Source organism: Macrococcus sp. 19Msa1099 (genome assembly GCA_019357535.2).
Classification (GTDB): Bacteria; Bacillota; Bacilli; order Staphylococcales; family Staphylococcaceae; genus Macrococcoides; species Macrococcoides psychrotolerans.
In genome coordinates this window covers 885,972-911,929 of sequence record CP079955.1, presented here as the reverse complement: position 1 = coordinate 911,929, position 25,958 = coordinate 885,972, and the positions used below count along the sequence as shown (strand labels likewise).

Here is a 25,958-nt window from a genome sequence, read left to right as displayed (position 1 = left end):
ACCCCCCCTATTCTGCCGGGTAAATGCCCGCTTCTTTAGCATCTGTCTCAGATTTAATATCAATCTTCCAACCCGTTAGCTTGGCAGCAAGACGTGCATTCTGACCTTTCTTACCAATAGCGAGCGACAACTGATAATCCGGAACAATTACTGTTGTTGACTGATTCGCTTCATCTACCAATACATCGACAACTTGAGATGGACTTAATGCGTTCTTAACGAAAGTCTTTGTATCTGCACTCCATTCAACAATGTCAATTTTTTCTCCACCGAGTTCTTCCACAACCGCTTCAACACGAGCACCTTTCGCACCGACACATGCTCCCACAGCATCGATATCAGGATTATCGGAATAGACGCTGATCTTTGAGCGATCTCCTGCTTCACGGGCTACAGATTTCACCACTACCGTGCCATCAAAAATTTCAGGAACTTCTTGTTCGAATAAACGTTTTAATAATCCTGGATGACTACGTGACACAAAGATTTGAGGTCCTTTAGTCGTCTGCTCAACTTTGTTGACATAGACTTTAATACGTTCTGTCGGACGATAAACTTCATTCGGACTTCTTTCTGCTTCAGATAAAACAGCCTCTGTCTTACCTAAAGTCACATAGACATAACGGTGATCCACACGGTCGATGATACCAGTCATAATATCATCTTCCTTATCGATAAACTCATTATATAATATACCACGTTCTGCATCTCTTAATCTTTGTAGTACAGCTTGCTTTGCAGCTTGTGCTGAAACACGTCCAAAATCTTTTGGTGTAACATCTTCTTCATATATATCGCCGATTTCATATGCGGGGTTCGACAATAATGCTGTTTCAAGACTTACTTCATCTCTTGGATTCATTACTTCTTCAACTACGTCTTTACGTGAATATACTCGGTATGCTCCATTGTCCATATTCAGTTCAACGCGTACATTGTTGGCCGAATTATAGTTTTTCTTATAAGCAGTGATCAAAGCTGCTTCAATCGTTTCTATTAATACGTCTCTTGGAATCGATTTTTCTTTCTCAAGAAAATCAATCGCATTTAATAATTCATTGTTTTTCATAACTGCCTCCTATAGAATGACTGCAAGACGAATCTTAGCAATACGCTTACGGTCAATTTCAATCACTTTTGTTCTCGTTTTAATCTTTGCTGACAATGTTATCGTATCTTTTGAGACTTCTTTTAATTCACCGATCCATTCTTTATCCCCTTCAACAGGTTCATAAAGTTTTACATAGACATGCTTACCAATTGCGTTCTCGTAATCCTTTTCCTTTTTGAGCGGACGTTCTGCACCTGGAGATGAAACATCTAGGAAATAAGCTTCTGTAATCGGGTCTTCTTTATCCATCACTTCACTGATTTTTTCACTTGCCAGTGCACAGTCACTAATATCGATACCACCTAGTTTGTCTATGGCGATACGTAGATAGTAATCCGGACCTTCTTTCACATATTCCACATCTACAAGTTCAAACCCTAAAGATTCAACTACCGGCTGACATATCGCTTCAACGCGTTCTGTAACTTTACTCATATAATCCTCCTAACATAAACGTAAGAAAAGAGCGGGGATTCCCACTCTTTTCGCTAGTAGAGTATTTTCTTTAACAATTAAATCATAACATAAAGTTGTGCATTCATCAAACAATTACAAGTCAAAAATTGAGAGCTGTGCCTTATCAGGCATACCAGAAAGACTTCCGAGTTCATCTAGATAATCAATGATCTTTTGAGAAACGCCTGCTTTTTTATTCAGCTCTTCTTTTGACAAGAATGGTCCTTCGTCTCTCGCTACTACAATGCGTTTCGCAACGTTCTCACCTAGACCCGGAACAGAGATAAAGGGCGGAATTAATGTGTCATCTTCAATGATGAATTCAAAGGCTGTACTTTTTTCCAGTGAAATCGGCTGAACCTTAAAGCCACGCTGCGCCATTTCATTAGTAATTTCAAGCACTGTGAGTACATCTTTCTCTTTCTTACCGAGGTCATGAAAACGACTATAGTAATCTTTCACTGTTGCTTTAATCGTATGCTTGTCTTTCGTCATCGTCAATAAATCAAAGTCACTCGCACGAACAGTAAAGTAACTTGCATAATAATATAACGGATGATGCACTTTAAAGTATGCGATACGTACTGCCATGAGTACATATGCCGCTGCATGGGCTTTCGGGAACATATATTTAATCTTTTTGCATGAATCTAAATACCATTCAGGCACCTTATTCTCGCGCATTGCAGCTTCAAATTCTTCAGATAGTCCCTTACCCTTACGCACAGATTCCATAATCTTAAATGCAAGTGATGGTTCTAAGCCGGCATACATTAAATACACCATAATATCATCACGACATCCGATAACAGAACTTAAATCACATGTCCCGCTCTTTATAAGTTCTTGAGCATTGCCAAGCCATACATCTGTCCCATGAGATAATCCAGAAATCTGCACGAGCTCACTGAATGATGAAGGCTTTGTATCTTCAAGCATTTGACGCACGAAGCCAGTACCAAACTCTGGCACACCTAGGGTTCCAGTCTTACATAATATATCCTCTTCAGTGACACCTAAGGATTCAGGGCTCGAGAATATTTTCATCGTTTCTTTATCATCGACAGGAATTGTCTTAGGATCCATACCTGATAAATCCTGTAGCATACGAATCATCGTAGGATCATCGTGTCCGAGTATATCTAACTTCAATAAATTATCATGTATAGAATGGAAATCAAAATGAGTCGTTTTCCATGCACTGGACTGATCATCTGCAGGATATTGAATCGGTGTAAAATCATAGATGTCCATATAGTCTGGCACAACGATAATACCGCCAGGATGCTGTCCTGTCGTACGTTTGACACCCGTACATGACTTTACAAGCCTATCAATTTCAGCACCACGTTTATGCGCACCTGAATCATTCATATAGCCTTTCACATAACCAAATGCCGTCTTCTCTGCAACCGTACCAATCGTACCTGCCCGGAACACTTTATCTTCTCCAAATAGTACTTTTGTATAGTTATGCGCAATTGGCTGATATTCTCCGCTAAAGTTTAAGTCAATATCTGGAACTTTATCGCCTTTAAATCCTAAGAACGTTTCAAATGGAATATCCTGCCCTTCTTTAATGTATGGCACATTACATGATGGACATGATTTATCGGGTAAGTCAAAACCACTCGCAACGCTTCCATCTTCAAAGAAGTGACTTGATTTACATTTCGGACAAATATAATGCGGAGGTAATGGATTGACTTCAGTGATTTCAGTCATTGTCGCTACAAAACTTGATCCAACCGAACCACGACTCCCTACCAGGTAGCCATCGTCCAGACTTTTCTTCACGAGCTTCTGAGAAATTAAATATATAACGGCAAATCCATTACCTATTATACTATCCAGTTCCTTCTCTAATCTGGCAACAACAATTTCAGGAAGTTCTTCCCCGTATATACTACGTGCACGTGCATAGCTCATCTCTCGAATTTCTTCATTTGCACCGTCGATATTCGGTGTAAACAGTTTATCCTGAATAGGAATAACCGTCTCTATACGATCAGCAAGTTCATTTGTGTTTTTAATGACGATTTCATAAGCTTTCTCTTCTCCTAGGAAATGGAAGGCATCTAACATTTCATCGGTCGTTCTAAAATGTGCATCTGGTAATGTCTGCCTATTCAACGGATTACCCGGATTTGATGCAATCAAGATTTCACGTGCAATCTTATCGTGTTCATTTAAGTAGTGGACATTACCTGTGGCTAGAACTGGAATATCTAGTTTTTCACCAACATCGAGGATACGCTTATAGATTTCTTCCATCGTTTCATTATCACGGATTAAGTCTTTATCTAAAAGATGCTGATATAGTGCTTTTGGCTGTACTTCAAGATAATCATAGTAGCGCGCAATTTTCTCAACTTCTTCTTGATCCTTCTGCATCACCGCCGTAAACACTTCACCGTTATCACACGCACTTCCGACCAGTATACCTTCACGATATTTATTTAAAAGTGAGCGCGGGATTCTTGGTGTTCTATAGAAGTATTCCACCATAGAATCACTTACGATTTTGAAAAGATTCTTTAATCCTTTTTGATTCTGGACGATTAATGTTACGTGCATCGGTCGCGCACGTTTATAAGCATCCTTATTTGAGAGCTTCAGGTCAATCTCCTTGTGATTCGTAACACCAAGCGCTTCCATCTGTTTTAACATCTTCACAAAGATATGCGCAGTCGTTTCAGCATCATAGATGGCTCTATGGTGCTGTGTTAATTCTACACCATACTTCTTGGCAAGAAAGTTAAGGCCATGTTTGCCCATTTCAGTATTGATCGTTCTTGAAAGTTCTAACGTATCGATGACACCATTTTCCGTTGTTCCATATCCTAAACGGTCGAAACCAGTATCGATAAATCCCATATCAAAGCTTGCATTATGCGCCACGTAGATTGCATCCCCTACAAAATCTTTAAAATCCTTCAATACAGATTCGATTGGCGGTGCATCTATAAGCATATCATCAGTAATTCCAGTCAAGTTCTTAATCGTTTCATTCAGACGTTCTCCGGGATTGCTAAAGCGCTCAAACTTATCGATGATTTCTCCGTCTTTCACTTTAACTGCCGCAAGTTCAATAATTTTATCATATTGTGAGCTTAAACCTGTTGTCTCTACGTCAAAGACAACGTAGGTCGCATCTTTCAGTGGTATATCTTGTGGTTTGTAACTGATGTTCACACCCTCATCGACAAGCATCCCTTCTATACCATAGATCATCTTAATGCCCGCTGCACTTGCTGCAGCATGTGCATCCGGAAATGCCTGACAGCCGTTATGATCAGTTACCGCGATTGCTTTGTGGCCCCATTTTGCAGCTTGAGCAACATATTTTCCGATATGCGTAATACCATCCATCTGGCTCATCGCACTATGCAGATGGAATTCAACACGTTTGTCCTGTGCTTTATCTTGCTTTTCAGGTTTTTTGATGGCCTCGATATCATCCATCATCATGACCAAATCTCGTACAAAGGTGTCCATTTCAATACGACCTTGTACACGCACCCAGTCACCAATTTTCAATGACTCAAAATGCTCTAAGTCGTTTTTACCTTTGCGTGTGAACATCTTAACGATTAAAGAATCTGTGTAATCTGTTATTTTAAGCTGCACGATATGTCGTCCGCTTTTTAGTGCTTTAATATCGATATCGAAGACTACACCTTCAAGTGCAACTTTATATTCTTCTTCGATAATGGATTCGATACGTTTAACATTTTCAATTTGTATCGGCTTCCCAATCTGACAACGTGTCACTTCAGGGCCATCATCTTCTTTACGCTGTTTTTCTCGTTCGATCATCTTTTCTCTTAATATTTTACTATGATTTTCTTCTTCTTCCTGTATATACGCTTCTAAAGATGCCAGCTCTTCTTGTTCAGCATTGTCTGACACTTCAAATACACAACGTGAGACATTAAAACCTACGTCTTTAAAGGCTTTAAGAAGCGCGCCATTACAGTTCTTTTCAAAGTGAACTTTCTCGATATCATTCGTCACATTGAATTTTAATATATCACCGCTGAATGTAAACGCTTTACTATTTAACTGATGCTTTAAACTTGGACTCATATTCGTCTGGCTAATCGCATAAGGAATATATGCGCAGAGTTTCTCTGTATCAAGAGCATCCAATACTGCTATTTCAAATGTCACTGTTGCAATATGTTCAAAATGTTCTTTAATCTTAGATTTAAGCAGAGCAAATAATTCATATGGCAGGTGCGTTTGAAATTTAAAGTACATATGCCATCTACGGTCATTCTTATAAACATCAATCTTAGTGAGTTCTGCTTCATCGAGATCAGGTATTGTAAATAAATCTTCAATCTGCAGCTGCTTTAACAATACTTTAAATTTTTCGTTATTATTTATTGTCACGTTTTTTACCACCTTCAAAATGAAAAAGTAACACGCAGGTGCGTATTACTTTTATTATTCATTATATCAAATTATGATTCAAAAGATGCATAAATTGATTGAATCGTTTCTTGTAAGTCATCTATATGGACTTCAACAGCGTCCCCAGTACGACGGTTCTTAACCTCGACAATACCGTCGGCTGCTTGTTTCCCAACCACCACACGAACCGGTATTCCGATTAAATCTGCATCATTAAATTTCACACCCGCACGTTCTGCTCGGTCATCATACAGTACTTCATACTGCGTGCGATATGCAGCATAGAGCTGGTCTGCAAGGTTTTTTTGGGCTTCCTGCTTAGGATTCACACTGATGATATGCACTTCATATGGGGTAATAGCAGTTGGCCATATAATACCTTTGTCATCATTATGCTGCTCGATTACTGCTGATAATGTACGTGAAACGCCTATTCCGTAACATCCCATTATCATAGGCTCTGCTCGGCCTTGATCGTTTAAGAAAGTCGCATTCATGCTCTCACTATATTTTGTACCGAGTTTAAATACTTGTCCGATTTCAATACCTTCAGCAAATTTAACTGGACCACTACCATCTGCAGCTGGTTCACCTTCTAAAATAAATCGGAAATCACCATATGCTTTCACGTTAAAGTCACGATCGGCATTCGCATTCACATAATGATAGTCATCTTCATTTGCACCGACTGCTAAATTATTTAGATCCTGTACACTGTTATCTGCATAGATATCAATCTTATTAACTCCTACTGGGCCTAATGAACCTGGACTCGCATTTAAGATTGAACGAATATCATCATCTGTTGCCATCTCTACATGTTCAGTTCCAAAGAATGATTTTACCTTAATATCATTTAATTCATGATGTCCACGAATTAAGAACATTACAAACTGGTCATCGACTTTAACAATCATTGATTTCACAATTTCATCTAAGTCACGCTTTAAGAAATCTGCTAACTGCTGCGCTGTTTTTACACCAGGCGTATGTACTTTTTCTAATGCTTTCTCTTCTGTATGTTTCTTATTTGGATGGTATACGACTTCTGCTTTTTCGATATTTGCTGCATAATCACTGCCATCTGTATAACAAATCGTATCTTCACCAATTTCCGCTAACGCCATAAATTCATGCGTGTGGCTGCCACCAATTGCACCACTATCTGCGATAACTGGACGGAACTGCAGATTAAGTCGTGTAAAGATCTTGGAATATGCATCATACATGTCTTGATATGTCTCATCAAGTGATGCTTCTGTCGCATGGAAGCTATATGCATCCTTCATAATAAATTCACGGCCACGTAACAATCCGAATCTAGGACGCTTTTCATCACGGAACTTGTTTTGAATCTGGAATAACGTTACCGGTAACTTCTTATAAGACTTTAATTCATCACGCACTAGTGATGTAATAATTTCTTCATGCGTCGGTCCAAGCGCAAATTCACGACCATGACGGTCTGTCATACGCATAAGCTCTGCGCCGTAACTTTGCCAGCGACCAGATTCGCTCCAAAGCTCTGAAGGCTGTAAGGCAGGCATTAGTATTTCGACACCATCAATCGCTTCCATCTCTTCACGTACGATAGCCTCAATCTTGTTCAATACACGTTTCGCAATCGGTAAGTAGCTGTATACACCACTTGCGACTTGTTTGATCATCCCTGCTTTAAGCAGTAGCTGGTGACTTTTGCTATCTGCATCGCTTGGAACTTCTCTTAATGTTGGAATAAACATCTTACTCTGTTTCATAGCTGCCTCCTAAAATCTATAATACATATATCATATAATAAAATAATCATTAATCAAACAAAAAATAAACAGCACAGTGCTGTTTATTTTAAGAAATATCTTGAAATATCGTTCCACGTCACCATTATCATCACAAAGAACATAAATATTACCCCTGCTCCGACGATAATCATCTCTACACGTTTATTCACAGGACGTCTGAATATAGCCTCATACAGAACAAACAATATACGTCCGCCGTCTAAAGCAGGAACAGGTATCAAATTCATAATCCCGATGTTTATAGAAAGCATTGCTGCTAAATTAAGCAGTGGGATAAGTCCTTGCTGCGCAACAGTATCTGTAAATTTATAGATACCTACAGGTCCATTTAACATATTAAATGAAAAACTCCCTGTAAATATAGAAGTAAACAGTTCGATAAGTAATGTAAAAATCAGCGTTGCATAGCGCATCGTTTCATTAAAGCCATTTATAAATGGGTCTGTGAGTGAAAACTGTCTTTCTGGTAAGAAACCGATCTGATAAGTCGTTTCTTTCTTTGTTTTAGAAATCTGAGTGACAATCTTTTTAGGTTTCAGTTCTATCTTTTCAGCACGGTCTCCACGTTCAACGGTTACGCTTAACGGATTACCCTCATTATTCGCAAGGTAAGATTTTATTTCGCCAAATGTACTTACCTTCTCGTCATTGAGCTGTACTATTCTATCACCAGCCTTCAGTCCTGCACTCATTGCAGGAGAATCTTCAGCTACTTCTTTCACAGCATTTGTAGGAGAACCTATCATAAATGCAATGATAATACATAGTACAAGTGTCAACAGAAAATTAAAGAATGGTCCTGCAAATAATGTTAAGAACTTTGGCAATGGTTTCTTCGTTCTGAACTGTCTGCTCGGAGGAGCAATCTGAATCAAGTCTCCTTCACGGACAAAATATGACTGTTCTGCAATACGAAGATGCTCTTGCTGCTGCGTATATTGATTGATACCTTCAATAAACATTGCATCATCCATATCACTATCAACGACTTCAATTTGTTCAATTTGCTGGAATTGATGCTGCTCATCAAGCAGAATATGCGTCACTTCGCCATTAGGATTCCTCTTAATATTAACATTCATCCCTGCTTTTAGCGGATTTTCTTCCATGCCGCTTCCAGCCATCATCACATACCCACCAACTGGCAGCATACGAATCGTGTACAGCGTTTCATTCTTCTTGTAAGAGAAGAGCTTCGGTCCCATACCAATTGCAAACTCCGGACACATAATACCTGCACGTTTTGCGAAGATTAAATGTCCAAGTTCATGCACGGTAACGATTAATCCGAAGACTAATATAAAGGCTAATAATCCTAACATCGCTACACCTCATACTTTCTTGACTTATACTGTGCATCAATTTCAAGAATGGTTTCAAGATCTGGACTTTGTATCACATCATGTGCATTCATTTCACGTTCAATAATTGTCTCAATATCTAAAAAGTCAATCTCTTCATCTAAAAACTGCTGCACGACAACTTCGTTGACTGCATTCATTACGACTGGCATCGTGCCACCAATCCTGATTGCATCATATGCAAGTTTCAGACATCGATATCTATCAAAATCCATCGCCTTAAAGTCCAGCTGACCAACTTCAGCAAGATTTAGTCGTTCTGCTTTACGTGCGAGACGATCCGGATAACTAAATGCATAAAGAATCGGCATACGCATATCCGGTGTCCCAAGCTGGGCAATCACACTTGTATCATTGAACTCTACCATTGAGTGTATGATACTTTGCTTATGTAACAGAGTTTCAATTTTATCGATTGGCATATCAAACAGCCATCTTGCTTCAATGACTTCAAGTCCTTTATTCATCATTGTCGCAGAATCAATTGTAATCTTCTGACCCATCGACCAGTTCGGGTGTTTCAGTGCATCCTGTACAGTAACATCTTTCAGTGCCGCGCGAGATAAATCTCTAAATGAACCTCCACTCGCTGTAATAATCAGTTTCTCAATATGTTTATGATCTTCACCATTTAAACACTGAAAGATTGCAGAATGCTCTGAGTCTACAGGTATTATATTCACATTATTTTCACGGGCGAGCTGCATAATAATTTCACCTGCAACAACAAGCGTCTCTTTATTGGCAAGCGCAATATCGATGCCGTGTTTAATCGCATGAACAGTAGGCTTTAATCCGACACTCCCCATAATTGAATTTAAGAGCATATCATTTTTGTGATATGCAGCTATTTCCATCAATCCATCATTACCATATACGACTTTAATAGCCGTTGATCTAATCTTATCTACATCTTCTTTATTTTGTACACAGCAGATGTCCGGTCTAAATTCTTCAATAATTTCATTTGCCAGATCAATATTTTTACCAACCGAAAAACTCACAAGCTTGTAAGCATGCGGATATTGTCTAATTATATCTAATCCTTGTGTACCAACTGATCCGCTGGCACCTAATATTCCTATGTTTTTCATTGTTTCACCTTTTTTACGTTTAATAGCTTTATTCTATCATAAATCTTGCAATCATAATAAGCATTCAAATACATTTATCACATGAAAAAATAACCCTGTTCACGATTTAGCAAAACATGAACTGGGTTATTATGTATAAAATAATGCTGTGATTGTTTATTTGAAACTAATCAATAATATATTCATCAAAGGCAGTACAAAGATAAAAGAATCAAAGCGATCGAGTATTCCGCCATGTCCAGGCAACAGATTACCTGAATCTTTAACATCAAAGTGACGTTTTAGCGCACTTTCCACTAAATCACCGAGCTGCCCGAACATACTGAATAACCAAGTTAAAAGAATCAGTGGCAGGATCGATAGCGGCATATCATAATTGATACTGAATATAATTGCTATTATAGTAGAACTTAGAATACCTCCTACAAAGCCTTCTATCGTTTTATTGGGACTGATTTCTGGCCACAGCTTATTCTTGCCAAATAAACGTCCAAATATGTATGCACCTGTATCTGTTACCCATACGATAAGTAAAGCGAATAAAATATAAATCAGACCGTTGTTACGCGTTTCATAGAAATACATAAACCCAATCCCAATATATGCAACTGCAAGCATACAAAATGCAGCATCCACGAAATTGAATCTATTCTTACTCATCACTGTATAGCTCAGCATAATTAAACTCATTAATATTAAAAAAGGAACCTGATAATCGAGCGCAACAAGCTTACTTTTTTCTGGTAACATAATTAAACATATTGCGACTACACTAATAATACCGGGTAATGAATAAAGCTTAATATTCTTCATATTCAACACTTCTTTTAGCGCTACAATCGCAAGTAAGTATGCCATAATTAATAGTGGCAGCTTACCATATACAACCACGGGCAAAAAGATTGCCATTGCGATTATCGCAGTAATCGTTCTTGTTTTCATGATTTACTCCTTATAATCCACCAAATCGTCTATGTCGATTCTGGTATATTGAAATACATTTATCTAAACTTTGTTCTGTGAAGTCCGGCCAGTATTCATCTACAAACACAAACTCACTATATGAACATTGCCAGATTAGAAAGTTACTTAAGCGCTCTTCACCAGATGTACGGATGAGAAGTTCTGGATCCGGCATATTTTTAGTAAATAAAAATTCATTAAACTGAGACTCATTGATTTCATCTAATGAAAGCTCTCCAGATTTATATTGTTCTGCAATTAACTGTACCGCAGAGATGATTTCTTTTCTGCCACCATAATTTAATGCAAATACTAACTTTAACCCTGTATTATCCTTTGTTCTTTCTTTCGCCTCTAGTACAGCCTTCTTTGTGTGTTCTGGCAGATCATCAATAAATCCAATCGTTTCCACCTTTACGTTCTTTGCAATCAATTCCGGAAGAAAGGTATTTAAGAAATCTCCTGGTAACTTCATTAAATAATTTACTTCATCTTTAGGTCGTGACCAGTTTTCGGTAGAAAATGCATACAATGTTAAATATTCTACTCCGAGATCACTTGCATGTCCTGTTATCTTCTTTACTGTCTGCATGCCTTCGTAGTGCCCTTTAATGCGCGGCATCTTCTTAGCTTTCGCCCATCTCCCATTACCATCCATTATAATAGCAATGTGTTTCGGAATATGCGCTTTACTCATTTGAATACTTTCTGTCACTTTCCTTTTCTTAAATGGGAACATAGCCGCCTCCGTAATTCAACTTATTCATATATTTTAACATAAGATATATGTATATTCATGAAAATCACAAAAAAAGGTCGAGCCAAAAATGATTTGGCTCGCCATTTATTCAAACTATAATTTATTTTATTACAGGTACCCTATACTTCTAAAATATCTTTTTCTTTAGACGCAGTTAATTCGTCAATCTTTTTAATAAATTTATCAGTTTCAGCTTGAACATCATCAGAAAATGATTTTAAATCATCTTCAGTAATGTCTCCAGCTTTTTCAGCTTTTTTAAGTGCATCGTTCGCATCACGACGGATGTTACGAATCGCAATTTTTGAATTCTCTGCTTCTTTCTTAGCTTCTTTAACGAGTTCTTTACGGCGTTCTTCTGTTAAAGCTGGTATTGTAATACGGATTACATTCCCGTCTGAAGTCGGGTTAACACCAAGGTTTGCCATATTAATTGCCTTTAAAATATCATCAATTGATGTTTTATCATATGGCGTAACTAAAAGCATTCTTGCTTCAGGAACTGATATACTTGCTAATTGCTGAACTGGCGTTTCAGCACCGTAATAAACTACAGATACACGATCTAACAGATTAGCATTTGCATGGCCCGCACGAATCGCAGCAAAGTCACGCTGTAAGCTCTCGATACTCTTTTCCATCTTTGATTTTAATTCATTCATAATTTCAGTTGTCATTCTTTTTCTCCTTTGATTCTATATTTTATTTTGTGATGATAGTCCCTATCTCTTCACCCATAATTGCACGTTTAATATTACCATCTTCCATAATTGAGAATACCATGAGTGGAATATCGTTGTCCATACAGAATGAGCTTGCTGTTGAATCCATTACTTGTAGACCTTCTTGTAACATTTCGATATATGTTAAGGTTTCATATTTCTTCGCATTTGGATCTAGTTTCGGATCAGCTGAATATACACCGTCTACGTTATTCTTACCCATAAGAATGACATCTGCTTCCATCTCGGCAGCACGTAATGCAGCTGTTGTATCTGTTGAGAAATAAGGATTCCCAATACCAGCAGCGAAGATGACAACACGACCTTTCTCAAGATGGCGTATCGCTCGACGTCGAATGTAAGGTTCTGCAACTTGCTTCATTTCAATAGAAGTTAGCACACGCGTGTCACAATCCAATTGTTCTAAAGAGTCCTGTAATGCTAATGAATTCATTACCGTAGCAAGCATCCCCATGTAGTCAGCAGTACCGCGGTCCATACCTAGGTCACTTCCCGTTTTACCGCGCCATATGTTACCACCGCCTACGATTACAGCAATCTCACAATCCATCTTCGCTACTTCTGCCACTTGTTTCGCAACACTTTTAATCACAAACGGATTAATGCCAAAGCCTGTTTCTCCAGCAAGCGCTTCTCCACTCAACTTTAATACGACACGCTTATATTTAGAAGTTTCAATCATTATTACCCGTCCTCTCAAAATATGTGTACTGTACACAAAACTATAGCCATTATATCAATAATCTTCTGTTAAATAAATCATTATATGTAGTTTTTCTAACCTTTTATGTATAAAAAAAGACACCGAAGTGTCTTTATCAGAACATTATTTACCCATTTGCCCCATTACTTCATCAGCAAAGTTATCTTGACGTTTCTCGATACCTTCTCCAACTTCATAACGTACGAATGATTTTAATGAACCACCTTTTGATTTTAAGAATTCAGCAACAGTTTGATCTGGATTTTTAACGAATGGCTGATCAACCACACAAATTTCTTCTAAATATTTACGTAGACGACCTTCTACCATTTTTTCAACGATATTTTCTGGTTTACCTTCATTTAATGCTTGTTGTTTCAAAATTTCTTTTTCGTGTTCTAATTCTTCAGCAGAAACTTGTTCACGAGAAACGAACTTCGGATTTAATGCAGCGATGTGCATTGCAACGTCTTTTGCAGCTTCAGCATCAGTTGAATTTTCAACTACTGCTAATACTCCAATACGTCCACCCATGTGTAAGTATTCACCAAATGCATCTGCATCTGTTTTTTCAGCTAATACGAAACGACGTAAAGTTAATTTCTCACCGATTGTAGAAATTGCTTCGTTCAATTTAGTTTCAACATTTTTACCTGCTTCGATTTCAGACGCCATTAATGCATCAAGATCAGCTGGTTTAGTTGCTAGAATATGATCTGCCATTTCTTTAACTAATGCTTGGAAACCTTCATTACGTGCAACGAAGTCTGTTTCAGAGTTTAACTCTAATAAAACTGCAGTGTTGCCACTAGAAGCAACATAAGTTGTACCTTCAGCAGCGATACGGTCAGCTTTTTTAGCAGCTTTCGCAATTCCTTTTTCACGTAAGTAGTCAACTGCTGCGTCGATATCTCCGTTTGTTTCAGTTAATGCTTTTTTGCAGTCCATCATACCTGCGCCTGTTCTTTCACGTAATTGTTTAACTAATTGTGCTGTAATAGCCATGTATAATACCTCCAGAGATTTATGTTTACGGTTTTATTTTACTAAAATTTTAATTAAAACTAAAGCAAATGCTTTAGCTTTTAAAAAAAGTGATAAATGTTATACACTTATCACTTTTATTTCAATTAAGCTTCAGTTGTTTCTTCTGCTTTAACTTCTGCTTCTTCAGATAAATCAATATTTTGTTCAGCTGCAACTTCTTCGTTAGATACGCCTTGACGACCTTCTAAGATTGCATCAGCCATTTTACCAGTTAATAATTTAACGGCACGAATCGCATCATCGTTTGCAGGGATTACGTAATCGATTTCATCTGGATCACAGTTTGTATCTACGATACCAACGATTGGAATGTGTAATTTCTTAGCTTCTGCAATCGCGTTACGCTCTTTACGAGGGTCTACTACGAATAATGCTGAAGGCATAGATTTCATTTCACGAATTCCACCTAAGAATTTGATTAAACGATCATATTCTTTTTTAAGTTCAACTACTTCTTTTTTAGGAAGTACGTCAAAAGTACCGTCTTCTTCCATTTTTTCAATTTCTGAAATACGTTTTACACGTTTAGAAATTGTTTTGTAGTTTGTTAATGTTCCACCTAACCAACGTTCGTTGATGAAGAATTGACCTGCACGTTCCGCTTCTTCTTTGATTGCTTCTTGTGCTTGTTTTTTAGTACCTACGAATAATACAGTACCGCCTTCTTCAGAAATAGATTTTACGAAGTTGTATGCTTCTTCAACTTTCTTAACTGTTTTTTGAAGGTCGATGATATAAATACCATTTCTTTCAGTGAAGATATATTTCTTCATTTTTGGGTTCCAGCGACGTGTTTGGTGACCGAAGTGAACACCAGCTTCTAGCAATTGTTTCATTGAGATTACTGCCATTTTAATTTCCTCCTAATTGGTTTTATTCCGCCATTACAGGCAATTTCAGAAACAACAGATGTTGCACCGTCCGAAATACTTATCTGTAATGTGTGAATTTGGCTTTTTAGCCATAGATTAATATAACATAAATCAATATTACATTCAATAATAAAAATTAAAAGAAACATAAATTATCTCTTATAAGTTTGTATATTTATCACATTGATTAATGTGACGCAGATAGTTCCTCTAAGAAATGTTCTTTTTTAATTTTGATAAATGTACCCTTCATACCAAGCGATCGCGATTCAATAACTCCTGCGCTTTCAAGCTTACGGAGTGCATTAACGATAACCGAACGCGTGATTCCGACTCTATCTGCTACTTTAGAAGCAACAAGTAATCCTTCTGATGCCCCTAATTCTTCAAAGATATGTTCAATCGCTTCTTTCTCTGAATACGATAGTGAATTAATAGCCATATTGATTGCTGCTTTATCTCTCGCAAGCTTTTCAACATCAGCGTGCTTTTCACGCAGAATTTCCATACCTACTACAGTAGCTGCATATTCTCCTAGTACGAGATCCTCATCATCAAACGCTCTATCTACACGGCCTAATACAAGCGTTCCAAGGCGTGTACCGCCCCCTTTTATCGGGATAATAACCGTATTAGACTGAGCGAATAAGTCTGCATTTTCAGATGGGAACACAGAAAGGTCATTTTCTATTTGAATATTGCTCTTTGTCTCATCAATATTTAAAAGTAGCTCAACATATGTTTCTGGAAACTGACGTTCCTCAAGCATCTTGATAATGCGTTCGTTCTTAAGTAGTTCATTAACACCAAAACCTAATAACTTTCCGCGACGTGATAAGATGAACACATTAGATTGCATCGTTGAACCAAGATAATCTGCCATTTCTTTAAAATCAACTGCAATCCCTTTATGCTCCTGTAAAAGTTTGTTAATCTTTCTCGTTTTTTGTAATAATCCCATATTAAAAGGCACTCCTTTAAAGTATAAATTCACTTAAATTTTTATTTTTTGTAATGTTTCCTAGTTTAGCATCGACATATTGCGCAGTAATATCTACATGTGCGTTCGGCATTTCCGAAGCCTCAAACAGCAGATCCTCAAGCATCTTTTCTAAAATTGTATGTAGGCGTCTTGCACCAATGTTATCTGTTTCCTGATTCACTTCATAGGACATTTCCGCGAGTCTGTCAATCGCTTCATCCGTAAACTGGATAGTAACATCTTCTGTCGCCAGCAAACTTTCATACTGTTTTAACAACGATAGTTTCGGTTCTTTTAGTATTCTTTTGAAATCATCTACCGAAAGCTTATCAAGCTCCACCCGAATCGGGAACCTCCCTTGTAACTCTGGAATCAGGTCGCTTGGTTTGGACACATGGAAAGCCCCAGCACCTATGAATAGGATGTGTTCAGTATTAACAGCTCCATACTTCGTCTGAACTACACTACCTTCAACAATCGGTAATATATCACGCTGAACACCTTGTCTTGAAACATCCGGCCCTTGGTTACCTCCGGCTATCTTATCTATTTCATCGATAAATACAATTCCTAACTGCTCAGTTAAGGCTACAGCTTCACTATGCATTGATTCTTCATCGATCAGCTTTGTTGCTTCTTCATCAATCAGAACGTCCCTTGCATCTGAAACCTTTAACGTACGTTCAACCTTCTTCTTCGGCATCATCTGACTGAACATATCCTGCATTTGATTGTTCTGCATATCCATACCGAACATATTCAGTCCTTTAAATTCTTGGTCTACTTTAATCTTGACAGTTTCATCTTCTAATTTTCCTGCTTTCAGCTGAACTTGAATATCTTTACGTTTTAATTTTACATGCTCATCTGGTGCATCTTCTTCTTCTTGGATAGTTTGATTGAACAGCATTTCAAATGGATTTCCAGCTTTATTTTCTTTTTTCTTCATCGCTGGAACGAGCAACTTAACAAGGCGTTCTTCTGCATTTCGTTTAGCTTCTTCTAGAACTTCCTGTTTTTTCTTCTCTTTAATTAACCTGACACCATTTTCTGTAAGATCCCTTATCATACTTTCAACATCGCGACCTACATAACCGACTTCTGTATATTTGGTTGCTTCTACTTTTACAAAAGGCGCGCCAACCAGCTTTGCCATTCGTCTCGCTATCTCTGTTTTACCGACACCCGTTGGCCCAATCATCAATATGTTCTTAGGAATAACTTCCTTTTGAATCTCATCATCTAGTGCCATACGACGGTAACGATTTCTTAAGCTTACCGCCACTTTCCTCTTTGCATCCTGCTGACCGATAATATGTTCATCAAGATGACTAACGATTTGTCTTGGCGTTAAGTTCGCTGACTTCATGATTTGCCTCCTAAATTTCTTCAATAATAATATTATGATTTGTGAATACACATATATCAGCTGCTGTTTCTAAAGAAGCCTGTGCGATATCGCGGGCGCTCAATGTACTGGCATGACGCTTTAATGCACGCCCCGCACTTAGCGCATAATTCCCACCTGAACCAATCGCAATAATATCATCATCAGGCTGGATCACTTCGCCTGTACCACTCACGACAAGCAGTTCATCTTTGTTCATAACAATCAGCATCGCTTCAAGTTGACGTAACATTTTGTCGCCACGCCATTCTTTGGCAAGCTCAACTGCTGCACGTGATAAATTACCATTATATTCATGAAGTTTTGCTTCAAACATTTCAAATAACGTAAATGCATCTGCAACACTGCCGGCAAATCCTGCCATGACTTCATCATTAAAAAGTCTTCTCACTTTTCTTGCAGTCTGTTTCATAATGACCTGTTGGCCGAGTGTCACTTGACCATCACCACTCATCGCCGCCCGACCATTATGTCTGATTGCAAAAATTGTCGTAGCATGTAATTGATTATTCATTCTTTCACTCCTTATGCTCTTGGATGTGCTTTTAAATATGAATTTCTTAAGTGCGCTTTCGTTATATGCGTATATTTGCTCGTTGTCGATAAATTGACATGGCCAAGCAATTCCTGAACAGTACGCAAATCTGCTCCATTATTCAATAAGTGTGTTGCGAATGTATGTCTTAATTTATGGGGATGGATATGTCCATCCGCACTACTCCTCTTAATCAGCATATCAAGAATATATGTCAGTCCCCTAGCGGTGAGAGGACCACCCCGCTGATTAACCAGTAAATAGTCATGCGTTATCACCTTGCTGTTTCTAAAATCCAGATAATCCAGTAATGACCGATGTGCATAGGCACCATAAGGAATAATTCTTTCTTTACGGCCTTTCCCCATCACCTTTACTGTCATAAGTCCTAGATCGAATGCATCACTCTTCAGCTCAATAAACTCTGAAACACGCATACCTGTAGCATACAACATCTCAAGTATGAATTTATCCCTTACTGCGAATGGTTTTGACATGTCGATACTATTAAACAATAAAGTCATCTCTTTTTCATAGAAGAATTCAGGCAGATACTTCTTTTGTTTCGGATGAACAAGTTGTACAAAGGGATTGCTTTCGTCTCCATCATATAAAAACCCATAAAAAGAGCGTAACGCAGAAATTCTTCTCGACACCGTCGTACGTTCAAGCCCTTTGTTATATTGACTCACGAGGTAATTTCTCGCATCACGATATTCAAAAGTTCTAAACTCTAACTGTTCGTGTTCTAAAAACGCAATAAACTGCAGTACATCATTTTTATAGGCAGTAACAGTATGGTCTGAAAAATTACGCTCATTCTTCAAGTAAGTTAAGAATCTTTGCAAATCATTAGTGTCCATACAGTCCTCCTATTTATCTGAATTCTATCACAATTTAAAATTGACACACAACTAAAACACTATAAAGTAACTTTAAAATGTTCTAAAGAAGCTAATGCGCGTGCTGCGAGCGCTTCATATCGTTCTTTTTTATCTTTAATACGTTTATCTAAACTTGGCAAGAGTCCGAAATTGGCGTTCATCGGTTGAAAGTTCTTGCTGCTTGTATGCGTGATGTAATATGCCATTGAACCGATCACTGTATTTTCAGGGAATGTAATCACAGGCTTATTGTCAACATACTTCGCCATATTGATTCCTGCAACTAATCCACTTGCTGCACTTTCCACATAACCTTCTACACCTGTCATCTGTCCAGCCAGAAACAGACTGTCATTGCCTTTAAATTGATACGTCTGCTGTAGATTTGTCGGCGAATTGATAAACGTGTTGCGGTGCATAACACCATATCTGACAACTTCCACATTTTCAAGACCAGGAATCAGCTTTAATATTTCTTTTTGTGCGCCCCACTTCAAATGTGTCTGAAAACCTACAATATTATAAAGTGTTCCTGCTGCATCATCCTGACGTAACTGGACAACTGCATATGGACGTTCCCCAGTCTTAGGATCTTCTAGACCAACAGGCTTCATTGGTCCAAACAATAGTGTTTTACGCCCTCGCTTCGCCATCTCTTCAAACGGCATACAGCCCTCAAAGTAGATTTCTTTTTCGAATTCCTTTAATGGCACTACTTCTGCTTCAAGTAAAGCATCATAGAATGTATTGAACTCTTCTTCTGTCATCGGACAGTTCAAATATGCAGCCTCACCTTTATCATAACGCGACTTCAAATACACTTTATCCATATCGATTGAATCCTTTTCAATGATAGGTGCAGCCGCATCATAGAAGTAGAGATGATCTTGTCCTGTTAGCGTCTGAATTTGTTTTGATAAGCTTTCAGTAGTTAATGGGCCAGTCGCAATTATCGTCGGTCCATCTGGTATCTCCGTAATTTCTTCATTGATAACTTCAATATTTGCATGTTGCTTTAATGTATCTGTCACATATCCACTGAATTCATGTCTATCTACAGCTAGTGCTCCGCCTGCGGGTACGCTTGCGTTATCAGCAGCTTTGATGATTAACGAATCGAGTCTACGCATCTCTTCTTTAAGAACACCGACAGCATTCGTCAATGCATTGCCTCGTAATGAATTCGAGCAGACAAGTTCAGCAAATTTGTCTGTATGATGAGCTGGGGTCTGCTTTACCGGCCTCATTTCATATAGTTTAACTTTAATACCTCGTTTTGCTAATTGGTATGCCGCTTCACTACCCGCAAGCCCAGCGCCAATTATATTTACAGTTGTCATAGTATCTCCTCCTGAATATCCTTCATGATTGTATTACAATTTTGTAATGAAATAAACTATTATTATTAAAAACAGATTCATTTTTCACAAAAATCGAAAAAATAATAGAGAACAGATTATATTTCAAATCTGTTCTCAGATTAACATGATTATTTATGGATGTGTTATTGAGGCTTCTCATCATAATCACAATTCGTGCATACAACTTGTGTCTGCTTCCCTTTTTTGCGTTCCACAAGCTGCGTGTCACACTTCGGACAATTTCTTGCAATAGGTTTATCCCAAGAAATATAATCACATTCTGGAAAATTACTGCAGCCATAAAAAATTCTATTTTTCTTAGATTTACGTTCAACAACTTCGCCATCTTTACACTTTGGACATGGTACACCAATAGTTTTGACGATTGCTTTTGTATTTCTGCAGTCAGGGAAATTTGAACAGGCCATAAATTTACCGTAACGTCCCATTTTATATACCATCGGAGAACCGCATTTCTCACAATCTTCTCCTGCTGGCTCGTCTTTAATTTCAATCTTTTCCATTTCTGCTTCTGCACGTTCAACATGCGTTTTAAAATCACCATAAAATGTTGAAACAACTTTCTTCCATTCCATATCTCCACTTGCAATTTTATCCAATAATGTCTCCATATTCACCGTGAAATCAATATCAATAATTTCAGGAAAGTATTCTTTAACAGACTCGTTGACAATGATGCCAAGCTCCGTCGGATAAAATTTCTTCTGGTCAACTTTTACATAATTACGCTTTTGAATCGTATCTATGGTTGGTGCATAAGTTGAAGGTCTGCCAATACCTTTTTCTTCCATCGTTTTAACAAGACGTGCTTCAGTGTAGCGTGGAGGTGGTTGTGTGAAATGCTGATTTTCGTCGATATTAACAGCCTTAACTGTGTTACCCACTTCCAGCACCGGCAATTTATTCTCTCCGTCTTCAGTCTCTTCATCCTGACCTTCGATGTACACGCTCATAAATCCTTTAAACTTAATTGTCTGACCATTTGCTCTAAATTTAATATTATCCTGAACAAGGTCTACACTGACCGTATCAATGACTGCTGCAGCCATTTGACTTGCCATAAAACGCTCCCAGATCAATTTGTATAGGCGTAGCTGATCTCTAGAAAGATACGCTTTCATCTCAGAAGGCGTACGCATCACCGATGTTGGGCGTACTGCTTCATGTGCATCTTGGGCACCTCCACTCTTACTTCTGCGTTTAGACAAGAATTCTTTACCGTAATGTTCTTCAATATAGCTTGCAGCCTCATTCTTTGCAGTATCTGAAATACGAGTAGAATCCGTACGCATATATGTAATCAGCCCGACTGTACCTTGTTTCTTAAGGTCGATCCCTTCATATAATTGTTGTGCAAGCATCATTGTTTTACGTGCTTTGAAGTTAAGCTTACGTGCAGCTTCTTGTTGCAGCGAACTTGTAGTAAAGGGTTGTGCAGGATTTCTGAGTTTTTCTTTTTTTGTGACATCTGTCACTTTAAATGTATCTGATTTCAGTTGTTTGACAATTGCTTTAACGTCGTCTTCCTGCTTTAATTTCTTAGGTTTATTATTCTCATGTAAGAACTTTGCCTTGAACTGTTTTTTATCATATTCAAATAATCCGTCAATCGTCCAGTATTCCTCTGGTTTAAACGCATTGATTTCTTCTTCTCGATCAATAATAAGCTTAAGTGCCACAGATTGAACACGGCCAGCCGAAAGTCCTTTTTTAACTTTTTTCCATAATACCGGAGAAATATTATAACCTACGAGACGGTCAAGTATACGTCGTGCTTGCTGAGCATCAACAAGATTTTGTTCAATTTGTCTTGGATGCTTAAAACTCTCTTTGACAGCATCCTTTGTAATTTCATTAAATACAACTCTGGATTCTGCTTTTTCATCTATATTCAGTATATGTGCCAAATGCCAGGCAATCGCTTCACCTTCACGGTCCGGGTCACTCGCAAGATAAACATGTTTCGCGCGCTTTGCATGTCTTTTTAAATCTTGTACGATAGGCCCTTTTCCTCTAATCGTTATATATCTTGGTTCAAAATCATTTTCAGTATCAACGCCCATCTGGCTACGCGGTAAATCACGTACATGCCCCATAGATGCGACCACTTTAAATTTCTTCCCTAAATATTTTTCAATGGTTTTAGCTTTTGCAGGCGACTCAACAATGACGAGATTTTCTGCCAATTGTATATCCCCCTCTTACTTAATTTGTTTTCAATGATAAATAATATACGTATAAGTAAGTGATTGTCAAATAAAACTCATAAATATAGTTTTAATTTTTTGAAATATCAGGAAAAAAATAATCTTCTATAATATCCTGTGCACATTGAACAAGCTTTGCACCTTCTTTGATCCTTTTATTACATCCTGCTGAAAGTTCATGAATGATAGGTCCTGGCAGACAATAGATGTTCCTATTCTGTTCTAAACCTTGATCCAGCGTTATTAAACTCCCACTCCTCTCTTTTGCTTCAGTGATCAGGATGCCTTGAGCAAGACCGCTAATAATTCTATTACGTTCTGGAAATCTAAACTTTTGTATCGGTGTAGCCGGTGGATATTCACTTATCACGATGTGATGTTTTTCCATCAGCCTTCTTATTAAAGTAGTCTCTGCAGGATAGATGAAATCATGACCATACGCGAGGACTCCAATCGTATGACCTCCATAAAAGTTACATGCCAGATGCGCATAATTATCTGCGCCTTTTGCCAGACCACTGACGATGTATATATTATTTTTTATCAGTACCGGTACAATCTGGTCCAGGGCATCTGCTGTATAATTCGTTGCATCTCTGCTCCCTACAATCGCTAAGGCATTCGTATAGTTAAGAAGATTAATATTGCCTTTTGCGAATAAAACAAAAGGATAATCATAAATTTCAAGCAGTAGTTGTGGGTACGCTTCTGAATCAAAATAGATTGGGGTGATCTCCTTGTTTGCAAGCTCTTCTAACAGCGTTTTGATTTTGAGATTCTGAAATTTTGATAACTTATTATCCAGCGTGCGCTCATGGCAGTTAAGAATTTGTCGTAATATAGGCTTGAGCTGAAGAAAATTTAAATCAAATGAATGGTAAACATTATATATCTTGTGTAACTCCTGAGTCGTGAAACCTGCATAAATGAGTTTTAAAAGTTTATGATGTCGTTTCATATCTGTCACCTCATTACTATTCTAATAGGTGTTCTTTAATTTCATTTCATTTAAGTATTAATATTTGTAAATATTAATAAAAAAATACCGGACGACCTATAACTCATATATAGGTCGTCCGGATTCTTTTTTATTTAACTGTTAAACATTTTTCGTATAAGCCTGCTTCTTCTTTAATACGTTCGATTAATGTAGAACCAATTTCAGAAGGTGTCGCTGCAGTTTTAATGCCGCAAGCATTCATTGTTTTAATCTTTTCTTCAGCCGTACCTTTACCGCCAGAAATAATCGCACCAGCATGTCCCATACGTTTACCTGGAGGTGCAGTCTGACCACCGATAAAGCCTACAACAGGTTTCGTCATGTTCGCTTTTACCCATTCAGCAGCTTCTTCTTCCGCTGTCCCACCGATTTCACCGATCATCACAACAGCTAAAGTTTCAGGATCATTGTTAAACGCTTCTAGTGCATCGATGAAGTTCGTACCGTTTACAGGATCTCCACCGATACCTACAGCTGTTGTTTGACCAATACCTGCTTGTGTTAGCTGATGCACTGCTTCATAAGTCAATGTTCCAGAACGGCTTACAACGCCAACGTGACCTTTTTTATGAATGTATCCTGGCATAATCCCGATTTTACACTCATCAGCAGTAATAACACCAGGACAGTTCGGTCCAACTAAGCGTGTTTTCTTACCTTGCATATAACGTTTCACTTTAACCATATCTAATACTGGAATATGTTCTGTAATACAGATTGCTAAATCTAATTCAGCATCTACACATTCAACAATTGCATCTGCAGCAAATGGTGCTGGTACATATATAACAGATACCGTAGCACCTGTTGCTTTTACTGCTTCTTCAACGGTATTAAATACCGGTACGCCTTCAACTTCCATACCACCTTTACCTGGTGTAACACCGGCAACGATCTTTGTACCATATTCAATCATTTGTTTCGTATGAAATAATGCTGTTGATCCTGTAATTCCTTGTACGATTACTTTTGTATCTTTATCAATAAATACTCCCACGATTATCCCCGCTTCCTATTTAGCTTCTTTTACTAATTCAACGATTTTTTGTGCACCTTCAGCCATCGTGCTTGCTGGTGTAATTGCTAATCCTGAATTACCTAGAATTTCTTTACCTTGATCCACATTTGTACCTTCTAAACGTACCACTAATGGGATTGTTAATTCTAATTCTTTAGCCGCTGCAACAACACCTTCTGCGATTACATCACACTTCATGATACCACCGAAGATATTAACGAAAATCCCCTCAACCTTCTCATCACCTAAAATGATTTTGAATGCTTCAGTAACTTTCTCTTTCGTTGCGCCGCCCCCTACATCAAGGAAGTTCGCCGGATTTCCGCCGAAATGATTAATTGTATCCATCGTTGCCATCGCAAGACCGGCACCGTTTACCATACAACCGATATTCCCATCTAAAGCGATATATGATAAATCATATTTAGATGCTTCGATTTCCTTTGGATCCTCTTCATCTAAATCACGTAGTTCCATAACGTCTTTTTGACGGAATAATGCGTTTGCATCAAAGTTAATTTTAGCGTCAAGCGCTAAAACTTCCCCTTCACCTGTTGTTACAAGTGGGTTAATTTCAATGATTGAAGCATCTTTCTTCATAAATACATCATATAGACCTAGCATAATTTTTACTGCTTTATTTACAGATTCTTTCGGAATATTAATGTTAAATGCTAGACGACGTGCTTGATAAGGCATTAATCCAACAACTGGATCGATAACTTCTTTAAAGATTTTTTCAGGTGTCGCTTCAGCTACCTCTTCAATTTCAGTCCCACCTTCTTCAGAACCCATTAATACTACACTGTCTGTAGCACGGTCTAGTACGAAACCTAAATAATATTCCTTTTTTATATCGCATCCTTCTTCAACTAGAAGACGTTTAACTTCCTTACCTTCAGGACCAGTTTGATGCGTAACTAATACTTTTCCAAGTAATTCTTTCGCGTAGCTTTCAACTTCTTCTAAAGATTTTGCAATCTTAACACCGCCAGCTTTACCACGGCCACCAGCGTGAATTTGAGCTTTAACGACGTAGACCCCTTCTTTTAGACCTTTAGCTACTTCAACTGCTTCTTCAGGTGTATAAGCAACAGAACCGTTCGGAACTGCTACACCCATAGAGCGAAAAATCTCTTTCCCTTGATACTCATGGATATTCATTGTCCATCCTCCTATAGTGCACATTAATTTAGCTTACGTTCCAATTATAA

21 protein-coding genes are annotated in these 25,958 nt (G+C 38.0%); all 21 read right to left on the bottom strand.

All coding sequences use genetic code 11. The features are described from left to right. Positions 1-7: 7 nt before the first annotated feature. Complete coding sequence (gene nusA, locus KYI10_04620; protein QYA33722.1) at positions 8-1,069, bottom strand: transcription termination factor NusA; 1,062 nt, start codon at positions 1,067-1,069, stop codon at positions 8-10. 9 nt (positions 1,070-1,078) lie between these two features. Beyond that, positions 1,079-1,546 carry a ribosome maturation factor RimP gene (gene rimP, locus KYI10_04615; GenBank protein QYA33721.1) on the bottom strand — a complete coding sequence of 156 codons (468 nt, stop codon included), beginning with the start codon at positions 1,544-1,546 and terminating at the stop codon, positions 1,079-1,081. A 114-nt stretch (positions 1,547-1,660) separates the two neighbouring features. Then, positions 1,661-5,959 (bottom strand): PolC-type DNA polymerase III, encoded by a 4,299-nt coding sequence (locus tag KYI10_04610; protein ID QYA33907.1) that lies wholly within the window; start codon positions 5,957-5,959, stop codon positions 1,661-1,663. 77 nt (positions 5,960-6,036) lie between these two features. After that, positions 6,037-7,743, bottom strand: coding sequence for a proline--tRNA ligase (locus KYI10_04605; protein ID QYA33720.1), 1,707 nt, complete (start codon positions 7,741-7,743; stop codon positions 6,037-6,039). Positions 7,744-7,826: 83 nt separating this feature from the next. Continuing rightward, positions 7,827-9,107, bottom strand: coding sequence for an RIP metalloprotease RseP (rseP, locus tag KYI10_04600; GenBank protein ID QYA33719.1), 1,281 nt, complete (start codon positions 9,105-9,107; stop codon positions 7,827-7,829). A 2-nt stretch (positions 9,108-9,109) separates the two neighbouring features. Continuing rightward, the gene (locus KYI10_04595) at positions 9,110-10,240 is read right to left on the bottom strand and encodes a 1-deoxy-D-xylulose-5-phosphate reductoisomerase (protein QYA33718.1); all 1,131 of its coding nucleotides are present in this window, start codon (positions 10,238-10,240) and stop codon (positions 9,110-9,112) included. A 156-nt stretch (positions 10,241-10,396) separates the two neighbouring features. Beyond that, positions 10,397-11,182 (bottom strand): phosphatidate cytidylyltransferase, encoded by a 786-nt coding sequence (locus KYI10_04590; GenBank protein QYA33717.1) that lies wholly within the window; start codon positions 11,180-11,182, stop codon positions 10,397-10,399. 10 nt (positions 11,183-11,192) lie between these two features. Next, positions 11,193-11,942: an isoprenyl transferase gene (locus KYI10_04585; GenBank protein ID QYA33716.1), complete on the bottom strand. Its 750-nt coding sequence runs from the start codon at positions 11,940-11,942 to the stop codon at positions 11,193-11,195. Between the two features lie 140 nt (positions 11,943-12,082). After that, a complete protein-coding gene (gene frr, locus KYI10_04580; protein QYA33715.1) occupies positions 12,083-12,640 on the bottom strand; it encodes a ribosome recycling factor in 558 nt (185 codons plus the stop codon). A gap of 25 nt (positions 12,641-12,665) precedes the next feature. Beyond that, positions 12,666-13,388, bottom strand: coding sequence for a UMP kinase (gene pyrH / locus KYI10_04575; GenBank protein QYA33714.1), 723 nt, complete (start codon positions 13,386-13,388; stop codon positions 12,666-12,668). A gap of 144 nt (positions 13,389-13,532) precedes the next feature. Next, positions 13,533-14,414: a translation elongation factor Ts gene (gene tsf, locus KYI10_04570; GenBank protein ID QYA33713.1), complete on the bottom strand. Its 882-nt coding sequence runs from the start codon at positions 14,412-14,414 to the stop codon at positions 13,533-13,535. 125 nt (positions 14,415-14,539) lie between these two features. Then, positions 14,540-15,307 carry a 30S ribosomal protein S2 gene (rpsB, locus tag KYI10_04565; GenBank protein QYA33712.1) on the bottom strand — a complete coding sequence of 256 codons (768 nt, stop codon included), beginning with the start codon at positions 15,305-15,307 and terminating at the stop codon, positions 14,540-14,542. A gap of 208 nt (positions 15,308-15,515) precedes the next feature. Further along, positions 15,516-16,289, bottom strand: coding sequence for a GTP-sensing pleiotropic transcriptional regulator CodY (gene codY, locus KYI10_04560; GenBank protein QYA33711.1), 774 nt, complete (start codon positions 16,287-16,289; stop codon positions 15,516-15,518). A gap of 16 nt (positions 16,290-16,305) precedes the next feature. Beyond that, complete coding sequence (gene hslU / locus KYI10_04555; protein QYA33710.1) at positions 16,306-17,679, bottom strand: ATP-dependent protease ATPase subunit HslU; 1,374 nt, start codon at positions 17,677-17,679, stop codon at positions 16,306-16,308. Positions 17,680-17,689: 10 nt separating this feature from the next. Then, positions 17,690-18,232, bottom strand: coding sequence for an ATP-dependent protease subunit HslV (gene hslV / locus KYI10_04550; protein ID QYA33709.1), 543 nt, complete (start codon positions 18,230-18,232; stop codon positions 17,690-17,692). A gap of 11 nt (positions 18,233-18,243) precedes the next feature. After that, positions 18,244-19,116, bottom strand: coding sequence for a tyrosine recombinase XerC (locus KYI10_04545; GenBank protein QYA33708.1), 873 nt, complete (start codon positions 19,114-19,116; stop codon positions 18,244-18,246). Positions 19,117-19,175: 59 nt separating this feature from the next. Further along, positions 19,176-20,477 carry an FADH(2)-oxidizing methylenetetrahydrofolate--tRNA-(uracil(54)-C(5))-methyltransferase TrmFO gene (gene trmFO, locus KYI10_04540; protein ID QYA33707.1) on the bottom strand — a complete coding sequence of 434 codons (1,302 nt, stop codon included), beginning with the start codon at positions 20,475-20,477 and terminating at the stop codon, positions 19,176-19,178. A gap of 164 nt (positions 20,478-20,641) precedes the next feature. Further along, a complete protein-coding gene (gene topA / locus KYI10_04535; protein ID QYA33906.1) occupies positions 20,642-22,711 on the bottom strand; it encodes a type I DNA topoisomerase in 2,070 nt (689 codons plus the stop codon). 85 nt (positions 22,712-22,796) lie between these two features. Next, positions 22,797-23,684 carry a DNA-processing protein DprA gene (gene dprA / locus KYI10_04530; protein ID QYA33706.1) on the bottom strand — a complete coding sequence of 296 codons (888 nt, stop codon included), beginning with the start codon at positions 23,682-23,684 and terminating at the stop codon, positions 22,797-22,799. A gap of 130 nt (positions 23,685-23,814) precedes the next feature. After that, positions 23,815-24,723 (bottom strand): succinate--CoA ligase subunit alpha, encoded by a 909-nt coding sequence (gene sucD, locus KYI10_04525; GenBank protein QYA33705.1) that lies wholly within the window; start codon positions 24,721-24,723, stop codon positions 23,815-23,817. Between the two features lie 15 nt (positions 24,724-24,738). Next, positions 24,739-25,908: an ADP-forming succinate--CoA ligase subunit beta gene (gene sucC / locus KYI10_04520; protein ID QYA33704.1), complete on the bottom strand. Its 1,170-nt coding sequence runs from the start codon at positions 25,906-25,908 to the stop codon at positions 24,739-24,741. Positions 25,909-25,958 lie beyond the last annotated feature (50 nt).

Bases quoted from the DNA above. Each gene is read 5' to 3' on its own strand.
- codY (QYA33711.1), bottom strand. From the start codon at position 16,289: ATGGGATTATTACAAAAAACGAGAAAGATTAACAAACTTTTACAGGAG.
- dprA (QYA33706.1), bottom strand. From the start codon at position 23,684: ATGAAACGACATCATAAACTTTTAAAACTCATTTATGCAGGTTTCACG.
- trmFO (QYA33707.1), bottom strand. From the start codon at position 20,477: ATGACAACTGTAAATATAATTGGCGCTGGGCTTGCGGGTAGTGAAGCG.
- pyrH (QYA33714.1), bottom strand. From the start codon at position 13,388: ATGATTGAAACTTCTAAATATAAGCGTGTCGTATTAAAGTTGAGTGGA.
- frr (QYA33715.1), bottom strand. From the start codon at position 12,640: ATGACAACTGAAATTATGAATGAATTAAAATCAAAGATGGAAAAGAGT.
- hslV (QYA33709.1), bottom strand. From the start codon at position 18,232: ATGAATAATCAATTACATGCTACGACAATTTTTGCAATCAGACATAAT.
- KYI10_04545 (QYA33708.1), bottom strand. From the start codon at position 19,116: ATGGACACTAATGATTTGCAAAGATTCTTAACTTACTTGAAGAATGAG.
- KYI10_04585 (QYA33716.1), bottom strand. From the start codon at position 11,942: ATGTTCCCATTTAAGAAAAGGAAAGTGACAGAAAGTATTCAAATGAGT.
- sucC (QYA33704.1), bottom strand. From the start codon at position 25,908: ATGAATATCCATGAGTATCAAGGGAAAGAGATTTTTCGCTCTATGGGT.
- KYI10_04590 (QYA33717.1), bottom strand. From the start codon at position 11,182: ATGAAAACAAGAACGATTACTGCGATAATCGCAATGGCAATCTTTTTG.
- nusA (QYA33722.1), bottom strand. From the start codon at position 1,069: ATGAAAAACAATGAATTATTAAATGCGATTGATTTTCTTGAGAAAGAA.
- rimP (QYA33721.1), bottom strand. From the start codon at position 1,546: ATGAGTAAAGTTACAGAACGCGTTGAAGCGATATGTCAGCCGGTAGTT.
- tsf (QYA33713.1), bottom strand. From the start codon at position 14,414: ATGGCTATTACAGCACAATTAGTTAAACAATTACGTGAAAGAACAGGC.
- KYI10_04605 (QYA33720.1), bottom strand. From the start codon at position 7,743: ATGAAACAGAGTAAGATGTTTATTCCAACATTAAGAGAAGTTCCAAGC.
- rpsB (QYA33712.1), bottom strand. From the start codon at position 15,307: ATGGCAGTAATCTCAATGAAACAATTGCTAGAAGCTGGTGTTCACTTC.
- KYI10_04595 (QYA33718.1), bottom strand. From the start codon at position 10,240: ATGAAAAACATAGGAATATTAGGTGCCAGCGGATCAGTTGGTACACAA.
- rseP (QYA33719.1), bottom strand. From the start codon at position 9,107: ATGTTAGGATTATTAGCCTTTATATTAGTCTTCGGATTAATCGTTACC.
- hslU (QYA33710.1), bottom strand. From the start codon at position 17,679: ATGAAGTCAGCGAACTTAACGCCAAGACAAATCGTTAGTCATCTTGAT.